General features: G+C 71.4%; 18 protein-coding genes, 1 pseudogene and 1 riboswitch. Of the genes and pseudogenes, 12 read left to right on the top strand and 7 right to left on the bottom strand.

Going from position 1 to position 17,990, the window contains the following annotated elements:
• Positions 1–361: 361 nt before the first annotated feature.
• Positions 362–652, top strand: a complete 291-nt coding sequence (locus ACZ6TD_RS22070) for a hypothetical protein (RefSeq protein ID WP_385211895.1) — start codon at positions 362–364, stop codon at positions 650–652.
• Positions 653–1,081: 429 nt separating this feature from the next.
• Here the strand turns inward: ACZ6TD_RS22070 and ACZ6TD_RS22065 are convergent, their stop codons facing one another.
• Entirely contained in the window at positions 1,082–1,852 is a 771-nt protein-coding gene (locus tag ACZ6TD_RS22065; protein WP_471356582.1) for a GntR family transcriptional regulator, read from the bottom strand.
• 168 nt (positions 1,853–2,020) lie between these two features.
• Between ACZ6TD_RS22065 and ACZ6TD_RS22060 the strand changes: the two genes are divergently transcribed.
• The 4 genes from ACZ6TD_RS22060 to ACZ6TD_RS22045 all read left to right on the top strand — a co-directional run bounded on the left by ACZ6TD_RS22060 (position 2,021) and on the right by ACZ6TD_RS22045 (position 5,563).
• Positions 2,021–2,377 carry an SCO3933 family regulatory protein gene (locus tag ACZ6TD_RS22060; RefSeq protein WP_471356579.1) on the top strand — a complete coding sequence of 119 codons (357 nt, stop codon included), beginning with the start codon at positions 2,021–2,023 and terminating at the stop codon, positions 2,375–2,377.
• Positions 2,377–3,687, top strand: a complete 1,311-nt coding sequence (locus ACZ6TD_RS22055) for an FtsK/SpoIIIE domain-containing protein (RefSeq protein WP_471356577.1) — start codon at positions 2,377–2,379, stop codon at positions 3,685–3,687. The genes ACZ6TD_RS22060 and ACZ6TD_RS22055 overlap by 1 nt, the downstream gene beginning before the upstream one ends.
• Complete coding sequence (locus tag ACZ6TD_RS22050; protein ID WP_471356575.1) at positions 3,684–3,881, top strand: hypothetical protein; 198 nt, start codon at positions 3,684–3,686, stop codon at positions 3,879–3,881. The genes ACZ6TD_RS22055 and ACZ6TD_RS22050 overlap by 4 nt, the downstream gene beginning before the upstream one ends.
• Before the next feature lie 299 nt (positions 3,882–4,180).
• The gene (locus ACZ6TD_RS22045; RefSeq protein WP_471357936.1) at positions 4,181–5,563 is read left to right on the top strand and encodes a replication initiator; all 1,383 of its coding nucleotides are present in this window, start codon (positions 4,181–4,183) and stop codon (positions 5,561–5,563) included.
• 141 nt (positions 5,564–5,704) lie between these two features.
• Here the strand turns inward: ACZ6TD_RS22045 and ACZ6TD_RS22040 are convergent, their stop codons facing one another.
• Complete coding sequence (locus ACZ6TD_RS22040) at positions 5,705–7,144, bottom strand: recombinase family protein (protein WP_471356572.1); 1,440 nt, start codon at positions 7,142–7,144, stop codon at positions 5,705–5,707.
• A gap of 61 nt (positions 7,145–7,205) precedes the next feature.
• Between ACZ6TD_RS22040 and ACZ6TD_RS22035 the strand changes: the two are divergent.
• Positions 7,206–7,346, top strand: a pseudogene (locus ACZ6TD_RS22035) (dicarboxylate/amino acid:cation symporter); the annotation flags it as partial.
• A 56-nt stretch (positions 7,347–7,402) separates the two neighbouring features.
• On the opposite strand, the gene ACZ6TD_RS22030 reads toward ACZ6TD_RS22035, so the two are convergent.
• Both ACZ6TD_RS22030 and ACZ6TD_RS22025 read right to left on the bottom strand, forming a co-directional pair.
• Positions 7,403–7,723, bottom strand: coding sequence for a DMT family transporter (locus ACZ6TD_RS22030; protein WP_471356570.1), 321 nt, complete (start codon positions 7,721–7,723; stop codon positions 7,403–7,405).
• Positions 7,724–7,756: 33 nt separating this feature from the next.
• A riboswitch (guanidine-III (ykkC-III) riboswitch) is annotated at positions 7,757–7,822 on the bottom strand.
• A 7-nt stretch (positions 7,823–7,829) separates the two neighbouring features.
• Entirely contained in the window at positions 7,830–8,846 is a 1,017-nt protein-coding gene (locus ACZ6TD_RS22025) for an alpha/beta hydrolase (protein WP_471356567.1), read from the bottom strand.
• A 222-nt stretch (positions 8,847–9,068) separates the two neighbouring features.
• On the opposite strand from ACZ6TD_RS22025, the gene ACZ6TD_RS22020 reads away from it, so the two are divergent.
• Positions 9,069–9,683, top strand: a complete 615-nt coding sequence (locus tag ACZ6TD_RS22020; protein ID WP_471357934.1) for a TetR/AcrR family transcriptional regulator — start codon at positions 9,069–9,071, stop codon at positions 9,681–9,683.
• 84 nt (positions 9,684–9,767) lie between these two features.
• Here the strand turns inward: ACZ6TD_RS22020 and ACZ6TD_RS22015 are convergent, their stop codons facing one another.
• Together ACZ6TD_RS22015 and ACZ6TD_RS22010 are read right to left on the bottom strand one after the other, a co-directional pair.
• Complete coding sequence (locus ACZ6TD_RS22015; RefSeq protein ID WP_471356565.1) at positions 9,768–10,937, bottom strand: lipase family protein; 1,170 nt, start codon at positions 10,935–10,937, stop codon at positions 9,768–9,770.
• Positions 10,938–11,036: 99 nt separating this feature from the next.
• Positions 11,037–12,128, bottom strand: a complete 1,092-nt coding sequence (locus ACZ6TD_RS22010) for an AraC family transcriptional regulator (RefSeq protein ID WP_471356562.1) — start codon at positions 12,126–12,128, stop codon at positions 11,037–11,039.
• 185 nt (positions 12,129–12,313) lie between these two features.
• On the opposite strand from ACZ6TD_RS22010, the gene ACZ6TD_RS22005 reads away from it, so the two are divergent.
• Complete coding sequence (locus tag ACZ6TD_RS22005) at positions 12,314–12,760, top strand: cupin domain-containing protein (RefSeq protein ID WP_471356559.1); 447 nt, start codon at positions 12,314–12,316, stop codon at positions 12,758–12,760.
• A 146-nt stretch (positions 12,761–12,906) separates the two neighbouring features.
• Here ACZ6TD_RS22005 and ACZ6TD_RS22000 read toward each other — a convergent pair whose 3' ends face one another.
• Positions 12,907–13,110 (bottom strand): cold-shock protein, encoded by a 204-nt coding sequence (locus ACZ6TD_RS22000; protein WP_030834854.1) that lies wholly within the window; start codon positions 13,108–13,110, stop codon positions 12,907–12,909.
• Positions 13,111–13,532: 422 nt separating this feature from the next.
• Between ACZ6TD_RS22000 and ACZ6TD_RS21995 the strand changes: the two genes are divergently transcribed.
• The 4 genes from ACZ6TD_RS21995 to ACZ6TD_RS21980 all read left to right on the top strand — a co-directional run bounded on the left by ACZ6TD_RS21995 (position 13,533) and on the right by ACZ6TD_RS21980 (position 17,975).
• Positions 13,533–14,324: a menaquinone biosynthetic enzyme MqnA/MqnD family protein gene (locus ACZ6TD_RS21995; protein ID WP_471356556.1), complete on the top strand. Its 792-nt coding sequence runs from the start codon at positions 13,533–13,535 to the stop codon at positions 14,322–14,324.
• Positions 14,325–14,404: 80 nt separating this feature from the next.
• Positions 14,405–16,180 (top strand): serine/threonine-protein kinase, encoded by a 1,776-nt coding sequence (locus tag ACZ6TD_RS21990; RefSeq protein ID WP_471356554.1) that lies wholly within the window; start codon positions 14,405–14,407, stop codon positions 16,178–16,180.
• A gap of 146 nt (positions 16,181–16,326) precedes the next feature.
• Complete coding sequence (gene mqnC / locus ACZ6TD_RS21985; protein WP_471356551.1) at positions 16,327–17,526, top strand: cyclic dehypoxanthinyl futalosine synthase; 1,200 nt, start codon at positions 16,327–16,329, stop codon at positions 17,524–17,526.
• Positions 17,526–17,975: an imidazolonepropionase-like domain-containing protein gene (locus ACZ6TD_RS21980; protein WP_182467881.1), complete on the top strand. Its 450-nt coding sequence runs from the start codon at positions 17,526–17,528 to the stop codon at positions 17,973–17,975. The genes mqnC and ACZ6TD_RS21980 overlap by 1 nt, the downstream gene beginning before the upstream one ends.
• Positions 17,976–17,990 lie beyond the last annotated feature (15 nt).

The following is a 17,990-nucleotide window of genomic DNA, read 5'->3' as shown; positions in this document are numbered from 1 at the left end:
GGAAAGCACCTCGCGCTTGCGCCGCTCGTGCTGACGGTGGCGGAGGCAGAGCAGTTGCATGCCGCCTTGTGCTACGCGCTCGGCGGCGAGGCTGCACCTGAGGACGCGCCGGAGTGCCGTAAGCCGGTCCGTTACCCGGGTGGCCGACACAAGTACTGAGGTCGGTTCGGACGGAATCACGCGCAACAACTGAAGAAGCAACACCGGACCACCCCTCCGCCTGGACAGCTAGCGGGGTGGTCCGGCTGGGGATCGATCACGAACCCCGGTGCCGATGGTACCGGGGTCGTCGTCGTGCTCCCGCTCGACGTGGCCCGGTCGTCGATTGTCAGTTGGCTTGCAGAGAAAGGGACTTGACCAAATGTGCGGCCCAGGGGACGACGGGTTCGAGGGAGAAGCGGCAGACCTGGAGGCGGGGATATGGGTGCGCGGAGTGGACTACCTGAGCGGCTGGCGGGACGCGCGGGAAGCGACGGCCGAGCTGGGCGACGCGCTGAGCCTCGTCGGCGTGGAGACGGCAGGGCTGCGGCTGCGTGCCGCTTCGGGCACGGACGGCTCCGGGATGGTGCGGCTTGAGCTGTCGGCGGCGTCGGCGCGTGAGGTGGCGATGCTGGCGCGGGTGACGGCGGCCCGGCTGGGCAGGGCGGGCTGATCGGGGTGGCCGGTGGCGGGCGTGCGGTGCTGGATCGGCGCGCTGTGGGCACGCCGCCGGCCGTAGCGGATTTTGGGCGGGAGCTGCCACGGGGCGAGAGAACAGGGGGCCTTACGCTGGCCCGGCGAATCGGGCGGGTCTGTGATCCTGCCCGCGTTTGCGACCGATCGGCCCCCTGTTCTTAGAGGCTCGCCCCGTGGTGGCTGCCTAAAAGCCGCGTAGGCCGTCGGCCCCAGCCACAACGCCCCCGCCCCGAACGGCGGTCGGCTCTCGGCGAGCGAGCGTGGCGCGCTTGGGAGTGCGGGCGGTGGGCGTCCGCCGGGACCGGCGGCCACGCCGCAGCCCGGCGGGGCGGCCAGACCGCCCGGCGCGCCGAAGGCGCGCCCTTGAGTAAGTGAAGACAAGTTTCGACACATCGCCGCTCGAGGCTCAGACGGCGCGGAGCTGGCGGGGGCTGTCGGCGGTGACGCGGTAGCCGAGTTGGGCACGGTCCGCGCTGGCGCGGAGTTCTTCGAGGATTAGCGGCCGGTCGTCGGTGCCGAGGGTGACGCGGGCGGTGTGGATGATCGGGGTCGCGTCGGGGATGTCCAGGGTGCTGCGCTCGTCGGGCAGGGGCATGCGGGCGCTCACGGTTTCATGCCAGGTGAGTTTGTGTCCGGCGGCGGTGAGGATGGCGTAGATCAGTTCCGGCTCGGTGTCCGGCGCTTCGGCTAGCTGCTCGGCCTGGTCGGCGGTGGCGAACGGGATCAGCACGGTGTGCAGTGCGCGCGTTCCGGTGTCGGGGTCGGTCAGTAGTCGGTCAACGCCGAAGAGGGCTTCCCCCTCGGCGAGTCCGAGCAGTGGGCCCGTGATCGCGGTCGTCGTGGTGCGGTAGATGGCCGGAGTCTCGGCCTGCTCCCATGCGTGGTGTCCGGTGCGGAAGGTCTTGCCGTTGCGGGTGATGGTGCGCTCGATGGTGACCGCTGGGGCGGGCAGGGCGCGGACATAGCTGCCTTTGCCGTGGATGACTTCGATGAGTCCTTCGGCGCGGAGTGCGGCGATGGCCTTGCGGACGGTGGGGCGGCTGACCTTGTAGCGCTCGATGAGCTGGGCCTCCGAGGGGAGCGGACTCCCGGGCTCGTACTCCCCTGTGGCGATGCCGCTGCGGATCTCGGCTGCGACCTGCTGGTACAGCGCTCCGGGCCGTTGGATCTCTCCCATGCCGGGCTCTCCTCGTCACCTGTCGTATGCGGTTCTGACGTGAGCTGATGTCACTCGTAAGCATAAGTACTTGCGTCCGGCCGTCAAGACAGGCATAGTCGCAACTCGTAAGCACGAGTGACGTCACATGACGTGTGACGTCTCGACTGGCCAAGGAGGCCCACACCCATGCAGTCCATACCTGTGGACACCACCCGGCTTGGCGTACTGCGGTGCGCGGTCGGGCCTGAACCGAAGATCGCGGATTTTGAGAGCAAGGAGGTCAAGAAGGACCGGGACGGCAACACGGTCTACACGGTCGCCGTGACGGTGCGGCAGGACGGGCGGCGCGTCTCGGTGATCGAAATCGCCGTCCCCGGAGAGCCCAAGGGCGTCGTGGAGGGTTCGGAGGTGCGGGTGACGGGCCTGGAGGCGTTCGCCTGGGCCATGGGCGACCGTCACGGCATCAGCTTCCGCGCGTCGGCCATCACCCCTGTACTGGCCTCGTCGGCAACGGCCCCGGTGGGCAAGGGCGGTGGTGCCTGATGAGTCAGCTTCTCCTCCCCGCTGTGCTCGTGGCGCTGGCCTGGACGGTCGCGCTCGCCACCCGTCGGCCGGAGCAGTGGCCTAACTGGCGCTGGTACCTGACCGGGTACCCGCGTACCGCGCTGCGGGTGATGGTCACCTGGCGCAAGGTCGCTCACCTCAATGACCTCACCGTCTCCCACAAGCCCAACCGGCGGCTGCTGGGTGACCTGGCGGTCAAGGGGGAGCCCCTGCGCACCCACGCCCCGCGCTGCTCCATCCCCCGCCCGATGCCGAACGGGCTGTCGGTGCGGGTGCGGCTGCATCCGGGGCAGACTCCAGCTCCGTTCCTGGCGGCGGCTGAGGCGTTAGCGCACGCCTGGCGGGTGCACGCGGTGCGGGTCGTCTCCCCCGAACGCGGCATCGTGCTGATCACCGCGACGGCGACCGATCCGCTGGAGCATCCGGACCGGCCTACGGGGGAGGCACCGGCGTCGCTGCTGTCGGCGGTGGTCGGCGCGCTGGAGACCGGTGGGGCGTGGGTGATGGACTTCCGCCGGGTGCCGCACTGGTTGATCGTCGGCGCGACTCGGACGGGCAAGTCCACGCTGATCGCCCGGCTGATCACCGAACTCGCTCCGCAACCCGTCGCCCTGGTCGGCATCGACTGCAAGGGCGGCATGGAACTGGGCCTGTTCGAGCAGCGGCTCTCGGCCCTGGCTACCTGCCGCAGTCAAGCGGTCGCCGTGCTCGGCGCGCTGGTGGTCGACGTCCAGGACCGCATGCGCACCTGCCGTGCGGCCGGAGCGCGCTCCATATGGGAGCTCCCGGAGAAGGAACGCCCGGTGCCCGTGGTCGCTGTCGTGGACGAGATCGCCGAGCTCTACCTCACCAACGGGACCAAGGAGCAGCGGGCGGAGGCTGAGCAGTGCTCGACCTACCTGCTTCGCCTGGCGCAACTCGGGGCGGCGCTGGGGGTGCATCTGGTGGTGGCCGGACAGCGGGTCGGCTCCGATCTCGGGCCGGGGGTGACGGCGCTGCGGGCCCAGTTGAGCGGCCGCGTCTGCCACCGCGTCAACGATCCGGGAACGGCCGAGATGACGCTGGGTGATCTGAACAAGGATGCCGTGGCGGTGGCGCAGTCCATCGGGGAGGCCGAACAGGGCGTCGCCGTGACCACCGGTGATTCGGGTGGCTGGATGCGCGGGCGGTCCCACCTGACCACCCCCGCCGCCGCCCAGGTCATGGCGGCCGAGTACGCGGGCCTGGCGTTCCGCCTGCCCGGGGTCACCCGTGCTCTGCAAGACCTGGATGGAGGCGAGGGCGCATGAGCGAATCGGCCGCTCTTCCCCTGGCGCTGCTGTTCGGGCTCGCAACGGTCCTGCTCATCCGCTCCCGCGAGGTGCGGTGGTGGGAAGCGCTGTTGATCGGCCTGTTCGGCATGTACCTGGGCCAAACCCCCGTCATCTTCACCGCAGATGGCCTCGTGAACTGGCTCCTCTCCGGCTTCACCCACAACGGCTAGACACCCCCGGGAGGCCCCACCAGATGCCCATGCGTCGTGTCCGCTGCCCCGTCTGCAAGGGGGAGCGCTACCGCAGGACCCGCACCGGCCGTCGGCGGCGCTGCCGCTGCTGCCGGGGCACCGGAACCATCCGCTAACCCACCTATTCGGCCCGCGAATCAGGGAGTGATCGCCATGGACGACACCCACCCAACCGCATCCATCCGCGCCGCTGCGGCGGCCCACCCCGGGAGGTCCCCACCATCACCGCCGAGACCACCTCGGCTGACAGGCGCGCCCACCTCGACCGTGCGGCGCGCCTGCGTCAGCTCTCCGAAGTTGACCAAGACCTGATCCGCCTCGTCCAAGACCCCCGCTTCACCCGCTGGATAGAGCAGATCGCCACTACCGGCGGCTGCGCCCACCCGATCCACCTCACCGGCTCCACCACCACCCGCAACATGCTCACGGGTGAGGTACTGCACCACTACGACACCCGCAATGAGCCCGGCGAACGGCTCCTGATCCGCTGCCGCAACCGTCGCCAAACCGTCTGCGCCCCCTGCTCCCGCCTCCACGCGGGCGACACCTTCCACCTGGTGCGCGCCGGACTCGTCGGCGGCAAGACCGTCCCCGGCGACGTACGGGAGCGGCCCCGGCTCTTCCTCACGCTCACGGCCCCCAGCTTCGGGCCCGTCCACCATGCCACTGCTGACGGGCAGCGCTGCCGACCTCGACGCGATGCCGGACAGTGCGATCACGGCCGTCCCCTCGGCTGCCCGACCGTCCATCACGCAGACGACTCGCGCACCGGACAGCCGCTGTGCCCCGACTGCTACGACTACCCGGCACATGTCCTGTGGCACGCGCACGCGGGACGGCTGTGGAAGGCGTTCACCGACAACCTCTACAACCACCTCGCGGCCCGCGTCGGCCGCACCCGCACCGGCCTGCGCCGCAGTTTGCGCATCTCCTACGCCAAGGTCGCCGAGTACCAAAAGCGCGCGGCCGTCCACATCCACGCTGTCGTGCGGCTCGACGGCGCACACGGGCCGGACGATCCGCCCCCGGCCTGGGCAACGACCGATGCGCTCACGGCCGTGGTCCACACCGCCGCTGCGGCCGTACGCCTCCGTACCCCCTACAGCGCGGCCCTGGGAGAACACGAACTGCGCTGGGGCGCCGAACTCGACGCCCGGCCGCTCCGGGCCTTCGGCAACGGTGAGGGCCTGGCCGATGACGCGGTAGCCGCCTACGTCGCCAAGTACGTCACCAAAGGGGCCACCGACACCGGGGCCGGACTCGACCACCAGATCACCAACCCTGACGACATCACGGCGGCCCCCGTATCGGCACACGTGCACACTCTCATGCGCACCTGCTGGCGCCTCGGCGGCCTCTCCGAACTGGAAGCCCTCCGCCTACGCTCCTGGGCTCACACGCTCGGCTACCGGGGCCACATCCTCACCAAATCCCGCGCCTACTCCACCACCTACACCGCACTGCGCGCCGAACGAGCCGACCACCAATCCGGCGAAACACAACTCGCCGACCCCGACCTGATCACGGATGCCCACTGGCGCTACGTCGGCTCCGGACACACCCCCGGCGCGGCCCTCATCGCCGCTGGGATCGCCGAAGACCTCGCGCGGAACCGCGAAGCCGCCCGCGACGCGTGCCGGGAGTGGGGCGGGCGCCTGTGACAGAACCTGCTACAGACGCCACCCCTCAAGAGCCGCCGGAGTGGATCGCCGAGATCCTGGCCCGGTGGGTACCACCGCCGGACTACGACGCTCGGCTATCGGCCGTGGTGGACGGTTACCTGGCTGATCAAGTGAAGAAGATCAACCCTTCGAACCATCCGGCTCGGCCCCGACCGGCCAAATCCTGATCGAGTCGAGCTCGGGCGGCTTCTTGCGACCCCTGCCCACGCTGAAGACCTCGACGTGATCGATGACGCTCGCCACGATGGCCCGGCGGCGTTCGAGGTTCTGCATGTCCTCGTCCTTCCACACGGCCAGGGCATCAGTCTCGGTGCGGGTCTCCCTAACCACCGAAGCCGCTTCGCGAGTCCGGAGCGTTTGCAGATCGCTGCGGAGGTAGGTCAACGAGTCGTAGTAGTCCTCGTCGTCCATGCCTCCGTCCTTCCACCGGTTGCGCAGTGCCCGGATGCGTTCCTCCAAGATCTTGATCTCGCCAGACAGGTCTTCGGAGGGTGCTGCCTGCGCCTGCGGCTTCCGCTTCGCCAGCGCGGCCTCTACTACCTCATTGATACGAGCCTCGATCCAGTCCAAGCGACGAATGACCTTGCCGCATCCTCTCTCGCCATTGGCCCCGACCTGGGAGGAGTGGCAGGCCGTCCGACGGAAAGTGCGTCCCTGGATGGTCGCCCACTGAATCCGCATGGTCGATCCGCAGTGTCCGCACTTCAGGAAGCCTGAGTACAGGTGCTTGCGCTTCCCGGAGCCCTTCCGGGCGGGAGTGGCACGGCTGTCAAGGATGGTCTGTACGTTCTCCCACTCCTCCCGCGTGAGCGGGTGGGGGTAGATGCTGTCTCCGATGTCCTGCCCCTTGTAGGAGACGATGCCGCCGATGCGCTCCGAGCGGTACACCCTCTTGACCTTCTGGATGTCCCAGGCGGTTCCGGCTTCCGGTGTCCGTGCCCCTCGCTCGTTCCACGCACGGGCCACATCTCCGGGCGTGCCCCGGTCCAGGAGGATTTGGTAGCCGAGGCGAATCAGCTCCACCTCCCCGGGCTCCACCTCCTGCAAGTTCGACCCCTCCTTGAAGCCGAACAGACGGCTGCCACCGGCGTGGGGCTTGCCCTGCTCGCGGCGCTGGAGCAGGGAGTTGTTGACGCGCTCCGACATGCGCTCGGTCTCCTGCTGGGCGACCGCACCCTTGATCGTCAGAATCATGCGCCCGTTCGCGGTTGCCGTGTCCTCGCCCTCTGTCGTGGCGAAGGCGAAACCGTGTTCCTTCTGCTCTTCCAGGAAGTGCGTCAGCTCGGTGATGCGGCGCGTCAGACGGTCGATCGAGTAGACGACGATGCCGTCAATCAGCCCCTCGCGGGCGTCGCGCAGCATCTCGGTGTATGCCGGACGCCGCCGCTTGCTCGTCGTTGACGCCGACGTATCGTTCTCCGGGTAGACCTTGAGTACGCCCCACCCCATCCGCTCGCACAGCTCGCGGCACGCCTTCTCCTGGCGCTGGATGCCGAGTTCCTGCCCCTTGCGGTCCTTGCTGATGCGGACGTAGATCCCCACCCGCGTCGGCCTGGCCATATTTGTGTCCCCTCCGTTGGCCGCTCCCGCACTGAGCAACGTACATACTCAGGGAGCGGTTACGAACGTGGCAGGGCAGTCGCTGATACCGGTGATCGTCTCGGCCCGCGAGAAGATCCTCGACCACGAGGCGTACGCCCACGCCAGCGCCTCCCCGCTGGACGACCGCGACGAGGCGGAGCCCCAGCTGGCCGCCGCGTAACACCTGCCGGGTGACAAGCGGTGCCCCCGGACCTCGGTCCGGGGGCACCGTGCTGTTCACCCGCCCGCCGTGGCCTCCAGGCCCACGATGGCCACCACCAGCAGCAGCAGGAAGAAGATCCGGGCCGGGGTGACCGGTTCGTGGAAGAGGAGCATGCCCAGCAGGGCGGTGCCGACCGCGCCGATGCCGACCCAGACGCCGTAGGCCGTGCCGATGGGCAGGCTCTTCACCGCCGCGCTCAGCAGCCCCATGCTCACGATCAGACCGGCGACGGTGACCACACTGGGCCACAGCCGGGTGAAGCCGTCGCTCAGCTTCATGCCGATCGACCAGCAGATCTCGAACAGCCCGGCCGTGAGCAGCAGGACCCATGCCATGACGGCACCTCCGTGAAGTCTCTCGATTACGGGGGTGCGTCGTCTTTGCGGGTCCCGGTACGGCGCGTCTCGTCGGGTTCCTCCCGACCGTAGCAAACCTCCCGCGTCAGAGGAGCCGGGCGGTGAGCAGGGGGAGGGCGTGGGCGAGTTCGCGTTCCCAGTAGGGCCAGGTGTGGGTGCCGGGGCCGTAGAGGTGGCCGGTGACGGCCAGGCCGTGGGCACGGGCGCGGCGTACGTAGCGCTGGGCCATCTCGCCGAGGCCGCGCTCCAGGGCGTCCTCGGGGCGGCCCGGCGGGTCGAGGGGGCCGGGGGTGCCGTTGCCGCAGGCGACGTAGAGCGGGTAGCCGCGGGGGAGCCGGGGGATGAGGGCGTACGGGTTGTGGGCCTCCCAGAGCGCGGACTGGGCGGCGGGGTCTCCCCAGAGGGCAGTCGGGTCGGCGCCGTGCCCGGTAAGGATGTTCTGGACGCCGGTGGGGTCCAGGGTGGTGTGGATGACGCCGCTGAAGGACGCCGCCGCGCGGAAGAGGCGGGGGTGGCGGGCGGCGTAGGAGAGGGCGCCGAAGCCGCCCATGGACAGACCGGCGATCGCCCGGCGGCCGTTGGCCCGCAGGGCGCGCTCCAGGAGGGGGCGCAGTTCGGCCAGGTGGAAGGTCTCCCAGGCGGGCGGGCCGTAGTGGCCGCCGTTCCACCAGTCGGAGTAGAAGCCGACGGGGCCGCCCTCGGGGGAGACGATCAGGGCCGGGGTGGCCGCGGTGATGGCCTCCACATCGGTGTTGAGGGTCCATGCCTCCCAGCCGGGGCCCGGGTCGCAGCAGCCGTGGAGCAGGTAGAGGACGGGCCACTGGTGATGGGGCCTGCGGTCGTAGCCGGTGGGGAGGAGGACGCGGGCGTGGCCCTCGCGGCCCAGGGCGGGCGAGTCGATCGTCAGGTCCAGGACGCGCTCGCCGACGCGCTCCGCGGCGACGAGGCGCGCGCGGGCGGGTGCCCCGCGTCCGGCAAGGGCTTCCGGGGAATGGGCCTTCGAGGAGCCGGGCTCCGGGGAACGGGCTTCCGCGCGGGTGGGGAGGAGCGGTGCGGCGGCCAGCGCGGACAGCGCGGCGAGCGTGCGACGGCGGTTCGGCATCGTTCGTTCTCCTTCGCGGCACTGCGGTACGGAGCTGAACGGGGCGCGGTGCGTGGTCAGTTGAAACTTTGATGTCGTCGGGCGGCCGTGGCAAGAGCGCTGACAGCGGTCCCACGTAGGCTTGTCCGCGATATGTGTGCGGGGGCACGATCGAAGGGGGCGGCCTGCGTGGGCGGGGCGACGGGGAGCAAGCGCGTACCGCGGGCGGTGCGGGAGCAGCAGATGCTGGACGCTGCCGTGCGGGCGTTCGCGCGCAGCGGCTATCAGAACGCCTCGATGGACGACATCGCCGAGCTGGCCGGGGTCTCCAAACCGCTGGTCTATCTCTATCTCAACTCCAAGGACGAGCTGTTCACGGCGTGCATACGGCGGGAGGCCGCGGCGCTGGTGACCGCGGTCCGGGCCGCCGTGGAGCGGGACGCGCCCGCCGACCGGCAGTTGTGGAGCGGGCTGAGCGGCTTCTTCGCGCATACGGCCGAACATCCCGACGGCTGGACGCTGTTGCATGTGCAGGCCCGGACGCAGGGGCGGTCCTTCGCCCGTGAAGTGGTCGCGATGCGGGCGGAGATCGTGGAGTTCGTGACGCACCTGATAGGCGCGGCGGCGCGGGAGCAGACGTGCGGGGCGGCGCGCGCCCGGACCCTCGCGGGCACCGAGGTGTCCGGGCTCGCGCACGCGCTGGTGGGCGCGGCCGAGTCGCTCGCGGACTGGACGGCGGACGGGCGAGCGGGTGGGCCGTCGGCCAAGGAGGCCGCGGCCACCCTGATGAACTTCGCCTGGGCCGGGCTGGGGAACCTGCTCCAGGGGCAGGGGTGGTCTCCCGAGCGGGCCGGCTGACGGGTGCGTCGACCGGCTGACGCGGATCGGCCTACGTGTCGGCGGATCGGCCCACGTGCTGGTCGACACCGGGTCAGCCGGGCCTCACGCGGCGCAGTTGCCCCGGGTCGGCTCGTCCGCCAGCCGTCCGGCCATCCACTCCAGGGCCGCCGGGATCCCGGTCACCGCCGTGGTGACATGGTCGAGCGGATAGTCCTTCCACTCCACCGGCACGTCCCGGGCGCACCAGCGGTCGCGCAGCGCCGCGCCGACCCGGTACGGGATCAGTTCGTCCACCGTGCCCTGGTAGAGGTAGACGGGATGGTCCGGGGAGCGGGTGCCCAGGGAGGAGCCACACAGCGCGAGTTGCCAGGCCGGATCGGCCAATGGGTCCCTTACGGTCACCTCGGACCTGTGCCGGAAGAGCCCGCCGATGGTGCTGAGCGACACGCAGTTCCGCTTCATGAAGTCCACATAGCGGCGGCCCCGGTCGTTGAGGTACGAGTCGAGCCGCAGCGCGGGGAAGGCCGCGTCCTGTCCGGTGAGCGCCATAAGGGCGAGTCCGGCGCCCGGCCCGCCGTCGTTGTACTCCAGCGTCGTGGGGAGGTCGGCGGGCACGCCTCCGGCGACCGTGCCCTTCAGCCGCAGCTCGGGGGCGTACGAGGCGTGCAGTTCGGCGGCCCAGCCGGCCGCCTGGCCGCCCTGGGAGTAGCCCATGATGCCCACGGGCGCCTCCGCTGAGAGCCCGGCCTCAGGAAGGCGCTGGGCGGCGCGCGCCGCGTCCAGGACGGCATGGCCCTCGGACCGGCCGACCGTATAGGTGTGGTCCTCCGGGGTGCCCAGGCCCTCGTAGTCGGTGACGGCCACGGCCCAGCCGCGGCGCAGCGCGAGGTCGATCAGCTGGGCCTCGGTCGAGGTGCCCTGCGGGAACCGGCCGGACACCGCGCAGTCGTCGGCGAGGCCCACGGCGCCGATGCCCCAGGTGAGAAGCGGCCGGGGGCCCTGTTTGCCGTCGTCGGGGACGAGGACCGTGCCGGAGACGACGTCGGGGCGTCCGGTGGCGGTGGTGGAGCGGTAGGTGATGTGCCATGCCGTGGCGGTGGTCGGCACCCCTGGCTGGGTGCGGAAGGCGGTGGGGGCGGAGGTGACGATGTCGCCGGGTCTGCCGGTGTCGGCGGCCGGGGCGCCCGGTGCGGCGGCGGCCGGGGCGGCGGGTAGCGCCGAGGTCAGGGCGAGGGCGGCGAGGCCGGCGAGCACGGTGGTGCGGATGCGCATACGGCTCTCCCAACGGTGCGGGCGGTGCGCCTTGGTGGTGCTGAGTCGCTCTGGGAGGACCGTAGGGACGGGCGGGGTGTCTGTGGCTGACCGCGGCGCTCAGATGTGCTGACTCCACGTCTCATGTCGGTATGCGCCCGGTGTTGTCCCGGTCCAGCGCCGGAACGCCCGGTGGAACGCCGTGTCCTCGGAGAAGCCCAGCCGTAAGGCCAGATCGGCGATGGGCTCGACGCCCTCGGCCAGGCTGCTGACCGCCTCGTCACGCCGCACGGTGTCCTTCAGCTCCTGGAAGGACGTGCCCTCCTCGCGCAGCCGCCGCCGCAGCGTGGCCGGGCTGACCGCTAGCCGGGCGGCGACCTCGGGCAGCTCCGGGAGCCGCGCGGTGCGCCGGGCGCGTGGGCCGTCGGACGGGCCGCCGCGCGTCCGCAGTGCGCCGGTGAGCGCGTGCCGCACCTGCTCGGCGACGGTCGTGCCGTAGTCGCGGCGGCTGAGCAGCCCGGCGGGCGCGTGCCGCAGCAGCGTCTGGAGCGTGGACTCGTCCTGGACGACGGGGGCGGACAGCCAGCGGCGGTCGAAACCGGCCGCGGTGCGCGGTGCCCCGAAGCGGGGCGGACAGCCGAAGAGCGGCTCGTAGTCCTCGGCGTACGGGGGCGGGGGATACGCGAACTGGGCCCACAGCAGCGGGATCCGGCGCCCGATCAACCAGCCCGCGACCCGGTGCCAGACGAGCATGAGCCATTCGGCGACGATATGGCTCTCGGCCGCCGTAAGGGCGTCCTCATGCGGGCCCAGCCCGCCGCGCAGGGCGAACACCGCCTCCCGGCCCCGGTCCGCGCCGCGCTCCAGGGCCAGGTTGGGGCCGCCCGGGAAGAGCCGGTAGAAGCGGGCGCCGCGCTCCACCGCCGTGCCGAGGTCGGGGCAGCCCAGCGAGGCGTAGCACATCATCGCGAAGGTGCCGGGCCGGCTGCGGATGGTCCCCAGCCCCAGGAACTCGTCCCCCGTGGCCCGGTGCAGGGCGCGCACCAGCCGGGCGAACTGCTCGGGGGAGACGCGGGCGCGGTCGTCGGTGAGCAGCAGTGGGGGGATCCGGGCCCGCTGGAGCAGGGGGACCGTGTCGAGCCCGAGCCGCTGCGCACCGCGCAGCGCGGCCCGCACATGGTGCACCGTCACCGTCCGCCGCCCGTGCCCCATGGTGAAAACCGTAGCCCGAGCGGGCACACCGCGTCAGCGGTGCGTCGCGGGCCCCCTACACGGCGTGAGCACCGTAAGGACGACGTGAGCGCTTCAGGGGCGGGGTGAGCGCTTTGAGGAGGACGTGAGGTCCCTACGGGCTATCCTCGACGGGCCCGGACGGACGTGTGAGAGCGGTGAGCGACATGGCCACGACCCGACGGCCCGCGACGGCCGAATGGCTCGGTCTCGAGCCCCATCCGGAGGGCGGGTGGTACCGGGAGACCTGGCGCAGCGACGTCACACTGCGGCCACCGGGGTACGAGGGCGAGCGCGCGACCGCCACGGCGATCTACTTCCTGCTGACTCCCGGTGAGGAGTCCCGCTGGCATGTGGTGCGCTCGGCCGAGCTGTGGCTGTGGCACAGCGGCGGCCCGCTGCGGCTCCGGACGGGCGGTACGGGCGACGCCCCGGAGGCGGTGCCCACGGAGGTGCTCCTGGGCCCCGATGTCGCCTCCGGCCAGCGCCCCCAGGTCGTCATCCCGCCGGGCGTCTGGCAGGCGGCCCGTCCGGAGGCGGATGAGGAGGTCCTGGTGAGCTGTGTGGTCTCCCCGGGCTTCGACTTCGCCGACTTCCGGCTGCTGGCGGACTGATCACATCCAGGTACGGGCCCCAGAGCCACGCCCCCAGAGCACGGGCCCAGAGCCACGGGCCCCAAAGGCGCGGGTCCCCAAAAGGCAGGAGCCCCGCCTCCCCGCCGGGCGGGGAGCAGGGCTCCTTGGGTGGTGCTGCTGCTAGATCAGACGGCGCTGACGTTCTCCGCCTGCGGGCCCTTCGGGCCCTGGGTGACGTCGAAGGTCACGGCCTGGTTCTCCTCGAGAGAACGGAAGCCGGTCGCGTTGATCGCGGAGTAGTGAACGAAGACATCGGGGCCGCCGCCGTCCTGGGCGATGAAGCCGAAGCCCTTCTCGGCGTTGAACCACTTGACGGTTCCGGTAGCCATAAGCCCTCCTTGGGCCAAAGGGTTGCCCTGCTCCAGAACCTGCAAGAAGTCTGAAAACTACAAAAGCCCGCGGTTACATGCTCCGCAGGCTCTGTACTGCAAGGAAACCAAACTGCAACTTGCGGCGAGCCTAGCACGCTCCGTGTGCGCGAGGAAAGAGCCGAAGATCACGAAAACGAGGGGTTTCCCGGGCCTCGGAGGTGGATAAGATCGCAGGTCGAGCGGCTACAGGCCAGTCAGCGCAAGGCTACCGGACCACCCCGGCGCGGTTACCCGGGGCGAGCGGGGCTAGCCTCCGAGACGTGGACAATTCACCGAGTTCCCCCTCGCGGAGTACACAGGACGCCTCCGAAAGCCTCAGATCGCCCGGCGGTCATCGGCTGAGTCGGCCAAAAGTGGGGCACATCCAGTACCTCAATTGCATGCCGTTGTACTGGGGCCTCGCCAGGACCGGGTCCCTCCTGGATTTCGACCTCACCAAGGCATCTCCCGACGCCCTGAACGACCTGCTGGTCCGTGGCGATCTCGACATCGGCCCGATCAGCCTGGTGGAGTATCTGCGCAATGCCGACGATCTCGTCGCGCTCCCGGACATCGCGGTGGGCTGTGACGGGCCCGTCATGTCCTGCGTGATCGTCTCGCAGTTGCCGCTGGAGCGGTTGGACGGGGCGCGCGTCGCACTCGGTTCCGCCTCGCGCACCTCCGTACGCCTGGCCCAGCTCCTGCTCGCCGAGCGGTACGGACTCGCCCCCGACTACTACACCTGCCCGCCCGACCTCAGCCTGATGATGCAGGAGGCCGAGGCGGCGGTGCTGATCGGCGACGCCGCGCTGCGGGCCAACCTGCATGACGCGCCCCGGCTGGGCCTGCGCGTCCACGACCTGGGCCAGATGTGGAAGGAGTGGACCGGACTCCCCTTCGTCTTCGCGGTGTGGGCCGCCCGCCGCGAGTATCTGGAGCGGGAGCCGGAGATCGTCCGGCAGGTCCACGAGGCGTTCCTGGCCTCGCGCAACCTCTCCCTGGAGGAGGTCGGCAAGGTCGCCGAGCAGGCGGCGCGCTGGGAGCAGCTCGAGGCGTCGGTGCTCGAGCGCTACTTCACCACCCTCGACTTCAGCCTCGGCCAGGCGCAGTTGGAGGGCATCGCCGAGTTCGCCCGCCGTACGGGACCGACGACCGGATACCCCGCGGACGTCCGGGTCGAGCTGCTGAGCTGACCTTTCCGGCCGCACGACCTGCGGTGGACGGCCGGAACACCCCCTAAGCTGGACCGGCGCACGGAGGGGGAGGCAACGCGATGGATCCGCTGGGAGCGGACGATCCGCAGGTCATCGGCGCCTATCGGCTGCTGGGACGGCTCGGTTCGGGCGGTATGGGCCGGGTTTATGTGGGCCGCAGCGCGGGCGGGCGCACGGTCGCGGTGAAGGTCGTGCACGCCCATTTCGCGCTGGACGAGGAGTTCCGCGCCCGTTTCCGGCGCGAGGTCGACGCCGCGAGCCGGGTCGGCGGCGCCTTCACCGCGCCGGTCCTGGACGCCGACCCGGAAGCACGCATTCCGTGGGTGGCCACCGGCTATGTGGCGGGCCCTCCGCTCAACCAGGCCGTGTCCGACGAGGGGCCGCTGCCCGAGTCGTCGGTGCGGGCGCTCGGCGCGGGGCTCGCCGAGGCACTGGCCGCGGTGCACGCCCTCGGCCTGGTCCACCGCGACGTCAAGCCGTCCAATGTGCTGCTCGCGCTCGACGGTCCGCGGCTGATCGACTTCGGTATCGCCCGGGCCACCGAGGGCACGGTGTCGTTGACCTCGACCGGCGCCTCCATCGGCTCGCCCGGCTATATGGCGCCCGAGCAGATCCTGGGCGAGAACGTCGAGGGCGCGGCCGATGTCTTCTCGCTCGGCGCGGTGCTGGCGTACGCGGCGACCGGTGAGCCGCCGTTCCCGGGCGACACCTCGGCCGCGCTGCTGTACAAGGTGGTGCACGACGAGCCCCGGTTCGGCCGCGAGCTGACCGGGGAGCTGCGCGATCTGGTCGCCGCGTGCCTCGCCAAGAACCCGGCCGACCGCCCCACCCCCGAGCAGATCGTGCGGCGCCTCGCCCCGGAGGACGGCGCCTCGGGGCTGGCGCGGCCGGGCTGGCTGCCGGGGGCGCTGGTCGAGCGGGTGAGCCGGCAGGTGGTGGAGCTGCTCGACCTGGAGGCGGAGGCCGTGGCCCCGCCGTCCGCGCCCGAGCTGCCCGCCGCCGGGCCGTCCCTCGCCGGGCCGTCCCTCGCCGGGCCGTCCGTCACGGAGCCGCCCGCCGCCGAGTCCTCCGACGCCGCCCCGTCCGCCGAGGACCGCCCGACCCCGCCGCCCACCCCGGGTCCGGCCCCGGCCGCGCCCGTGCTGGGCGCCTTCGGCCCGCCCGACCCGTCGTACGCCGACGGGCTGCCCGGGAAGGACCGGCCCGCCGCCCACCCGCTCCCCGCCCCGCCGCCGTCGAAGCCGGGCGGCGGCCGGAGCGTCTCGCTCTCCGCCGCCGTCGGCGGTAAGACGCGCCCCAAGGCGCTGAGCTGCACGCTGGTGCTGTCCGTCGCGGGCGCGCTGGCCGCCGCGACGACCGCCGCCGTGCTCTTCCGGGTGCTCCCCGGCGGCTCCGACGACAGTGCCGACAGCAGCGCCGGGAAACCCCGTCCGTCCGCCACGGAACAGGAGCCGGGAGCCGGGGACACCGGCTCGGAAAAGGGCGATGTGCCCAAGGGGTTCATCGGCACCTGGCAGGGCGATCTGACCTCCGACTCGGGCATCCCGGTGGGCACCCTGACCATCACCTTCCGGCAGGGGCACACCGGGCAGGACGTCGCCAGCGGCCGGGTCAAGCTGTCGGTGCTGCGCTGCGACAGCGCGTGGAAGCTGGTCTCCGCGGCCCCGAAACAGCTCCACCTCGACGCGCGCCTGAAGGGCTCCGAGCCCCAGCAGGGGTGCAGCGACGCCTCGACGGACGAGCAGTTCACCCTCACCTCCGACGGGACGATCAGCTACAAGGCGAAGGACAAACAGGCGGGCGATCCCACGGGCACCCTCCGCAAGCTCAAATGAGGGCGGAGCGAGGGATACCGCGGGTGCGGCGGTTTCGGATGCGCCGGACACGTACTCGTATGTGCCTGACACGTACTCGTACAGGCGTACAGGCCCTGGCGTACTCTGGGTCGGTCCACCCATAAACCTCCGAAAGGTACGCCCCGGTGACCGCAAACGCAGAGGTGCAGGCAGTCCTCGACCGCGCCGCCGACGGGGGGCGGATCACCCCACAAGAGGCGCTCGACCTTTACCGCTCGGCTCCGCTGCACGCGCTGGGGGCCGCGGCCGACGCGGTCCGGCGCCGTCGCTACGCGGGCACCGAGCACATCGCGACGTACATCATCGAACGGAACATCAACTACACCAACGTCTGCGTGACGGCGTGCAAGTTCTGCGCCTTCTACGCCCCTCCGAAGGACACCGCGAAGGGCTGGACCCGCGACCTCGACGACATCCTGCGGCGCTGCGCGGAGACCGTCGAGCTGGGCGGCACGCAGATCATGTTCCAGGGCGGCCACCACCCGGACTACGGGGTGGAGTACTACGAGAAGCACTTCTCGGCCATCAAGCAGGCGTTCCCGCAGCTGGTGATCCACTCGCTGGGGGCCTCCGAGGTCGAGCACATGGCGCGGATCTCGGGCGTCTCGGCCGAGGAGGCCATCCGCCGCATCCACGCGGCCGGTCTCGACTCCTTCGCGGGCGCGGGCGCCGAGCTGCTGCCCGAGCGGCCGCGCAAGGCCATCGCGCCGCTGAAGGAGTCCGGTGAGCGCTGGCTGGAGATCATGGAGACCGCCCACAACCTCGGTGTGGAGTCCACCTCCACCATGCTGATGGGCACCGGCGAGACCAACGCCGAGCGGATCGAGCACATCCGCATGATCCGCGACGTACAGGACCGGACGGGCGGCTTCCGCGCCTTCATCCCATACACCTACCAGCCCGAGAACAACCATCTGAAGGGCCAGACGCAGGCCACCGTCTTCGAGTACCTGCGGATGATCGCCATCGCCCGGCTCTTCCTCGACAACGTGGCCCACATCCAGGGCTCCTGGCTGACCGTCGGCAAGGAGGCCGGCCAGCTGGCCCTGCACTACGGGGCGGACGACCTCGGCTCGGTGATGCTGGAGGAGAACGTGGTCTCCTCGGCGGGCGCCCGCCACCGGTCCAACCGGATGGAGCTGCTCCACCTCATCCGCGCGGCCGGGCGGGTCCCCGCGCAGCGCGCGACGACGTACGAGCACCTGGTGGTGCACGACGACCCGGCGAACGACCCGGTCGACGACCACGTCGTCTCGCACCTGTCCTCGACGGCGATCGAGGGTGGCACGGCCCACCCCGAGCTGACGGTGATCCAGGCGTCCTGATGCTCACGCTCCACGCGGCGCCCGTCGTACGGGTCACCCCCGGCGACGCGGCGCCGCTGCACGACGCCGCCGTCGCGGTCGACGGCGACCGCATCGCGGCCATCGGCCCCCTGGCGGAGCTGCGCGAGACCTATCCGCGGGCCCGGGTGCGGGAGTGGCCCGGGGAGCTCGGCCCGGCCCTGGTCCACGAGGGCCCGGTGCCGGACGCGCCCAGCCCGCGGGAGCGGATCCACGCCCTGCTGCGGCGGGGCGCGACCGCCGTCCTCGCCCACCACCTCGGCGACGCCGAGCTGCGTGCGGCCGCCCACCGGGGCGGCATCGCCGTCCTGGACCGGCCGCGCCCGCCCGCCCTCGCCCCGGCGGGCCGCGCCGACCTGGCCGTCTTCGACGCGGACGGCGCCTGCCTGGCCACGGTGGTGGCCGGGCGGCTGGTGCACCGGCGCCGCTGAGGCACGCCGGGCCCC

It is taken from the genome of Streptomyces yongxingensis, assembly GCF_055597465.1.
This window is presented reverse-complemented; position numbering and strand designations above follow the sequence as displayed.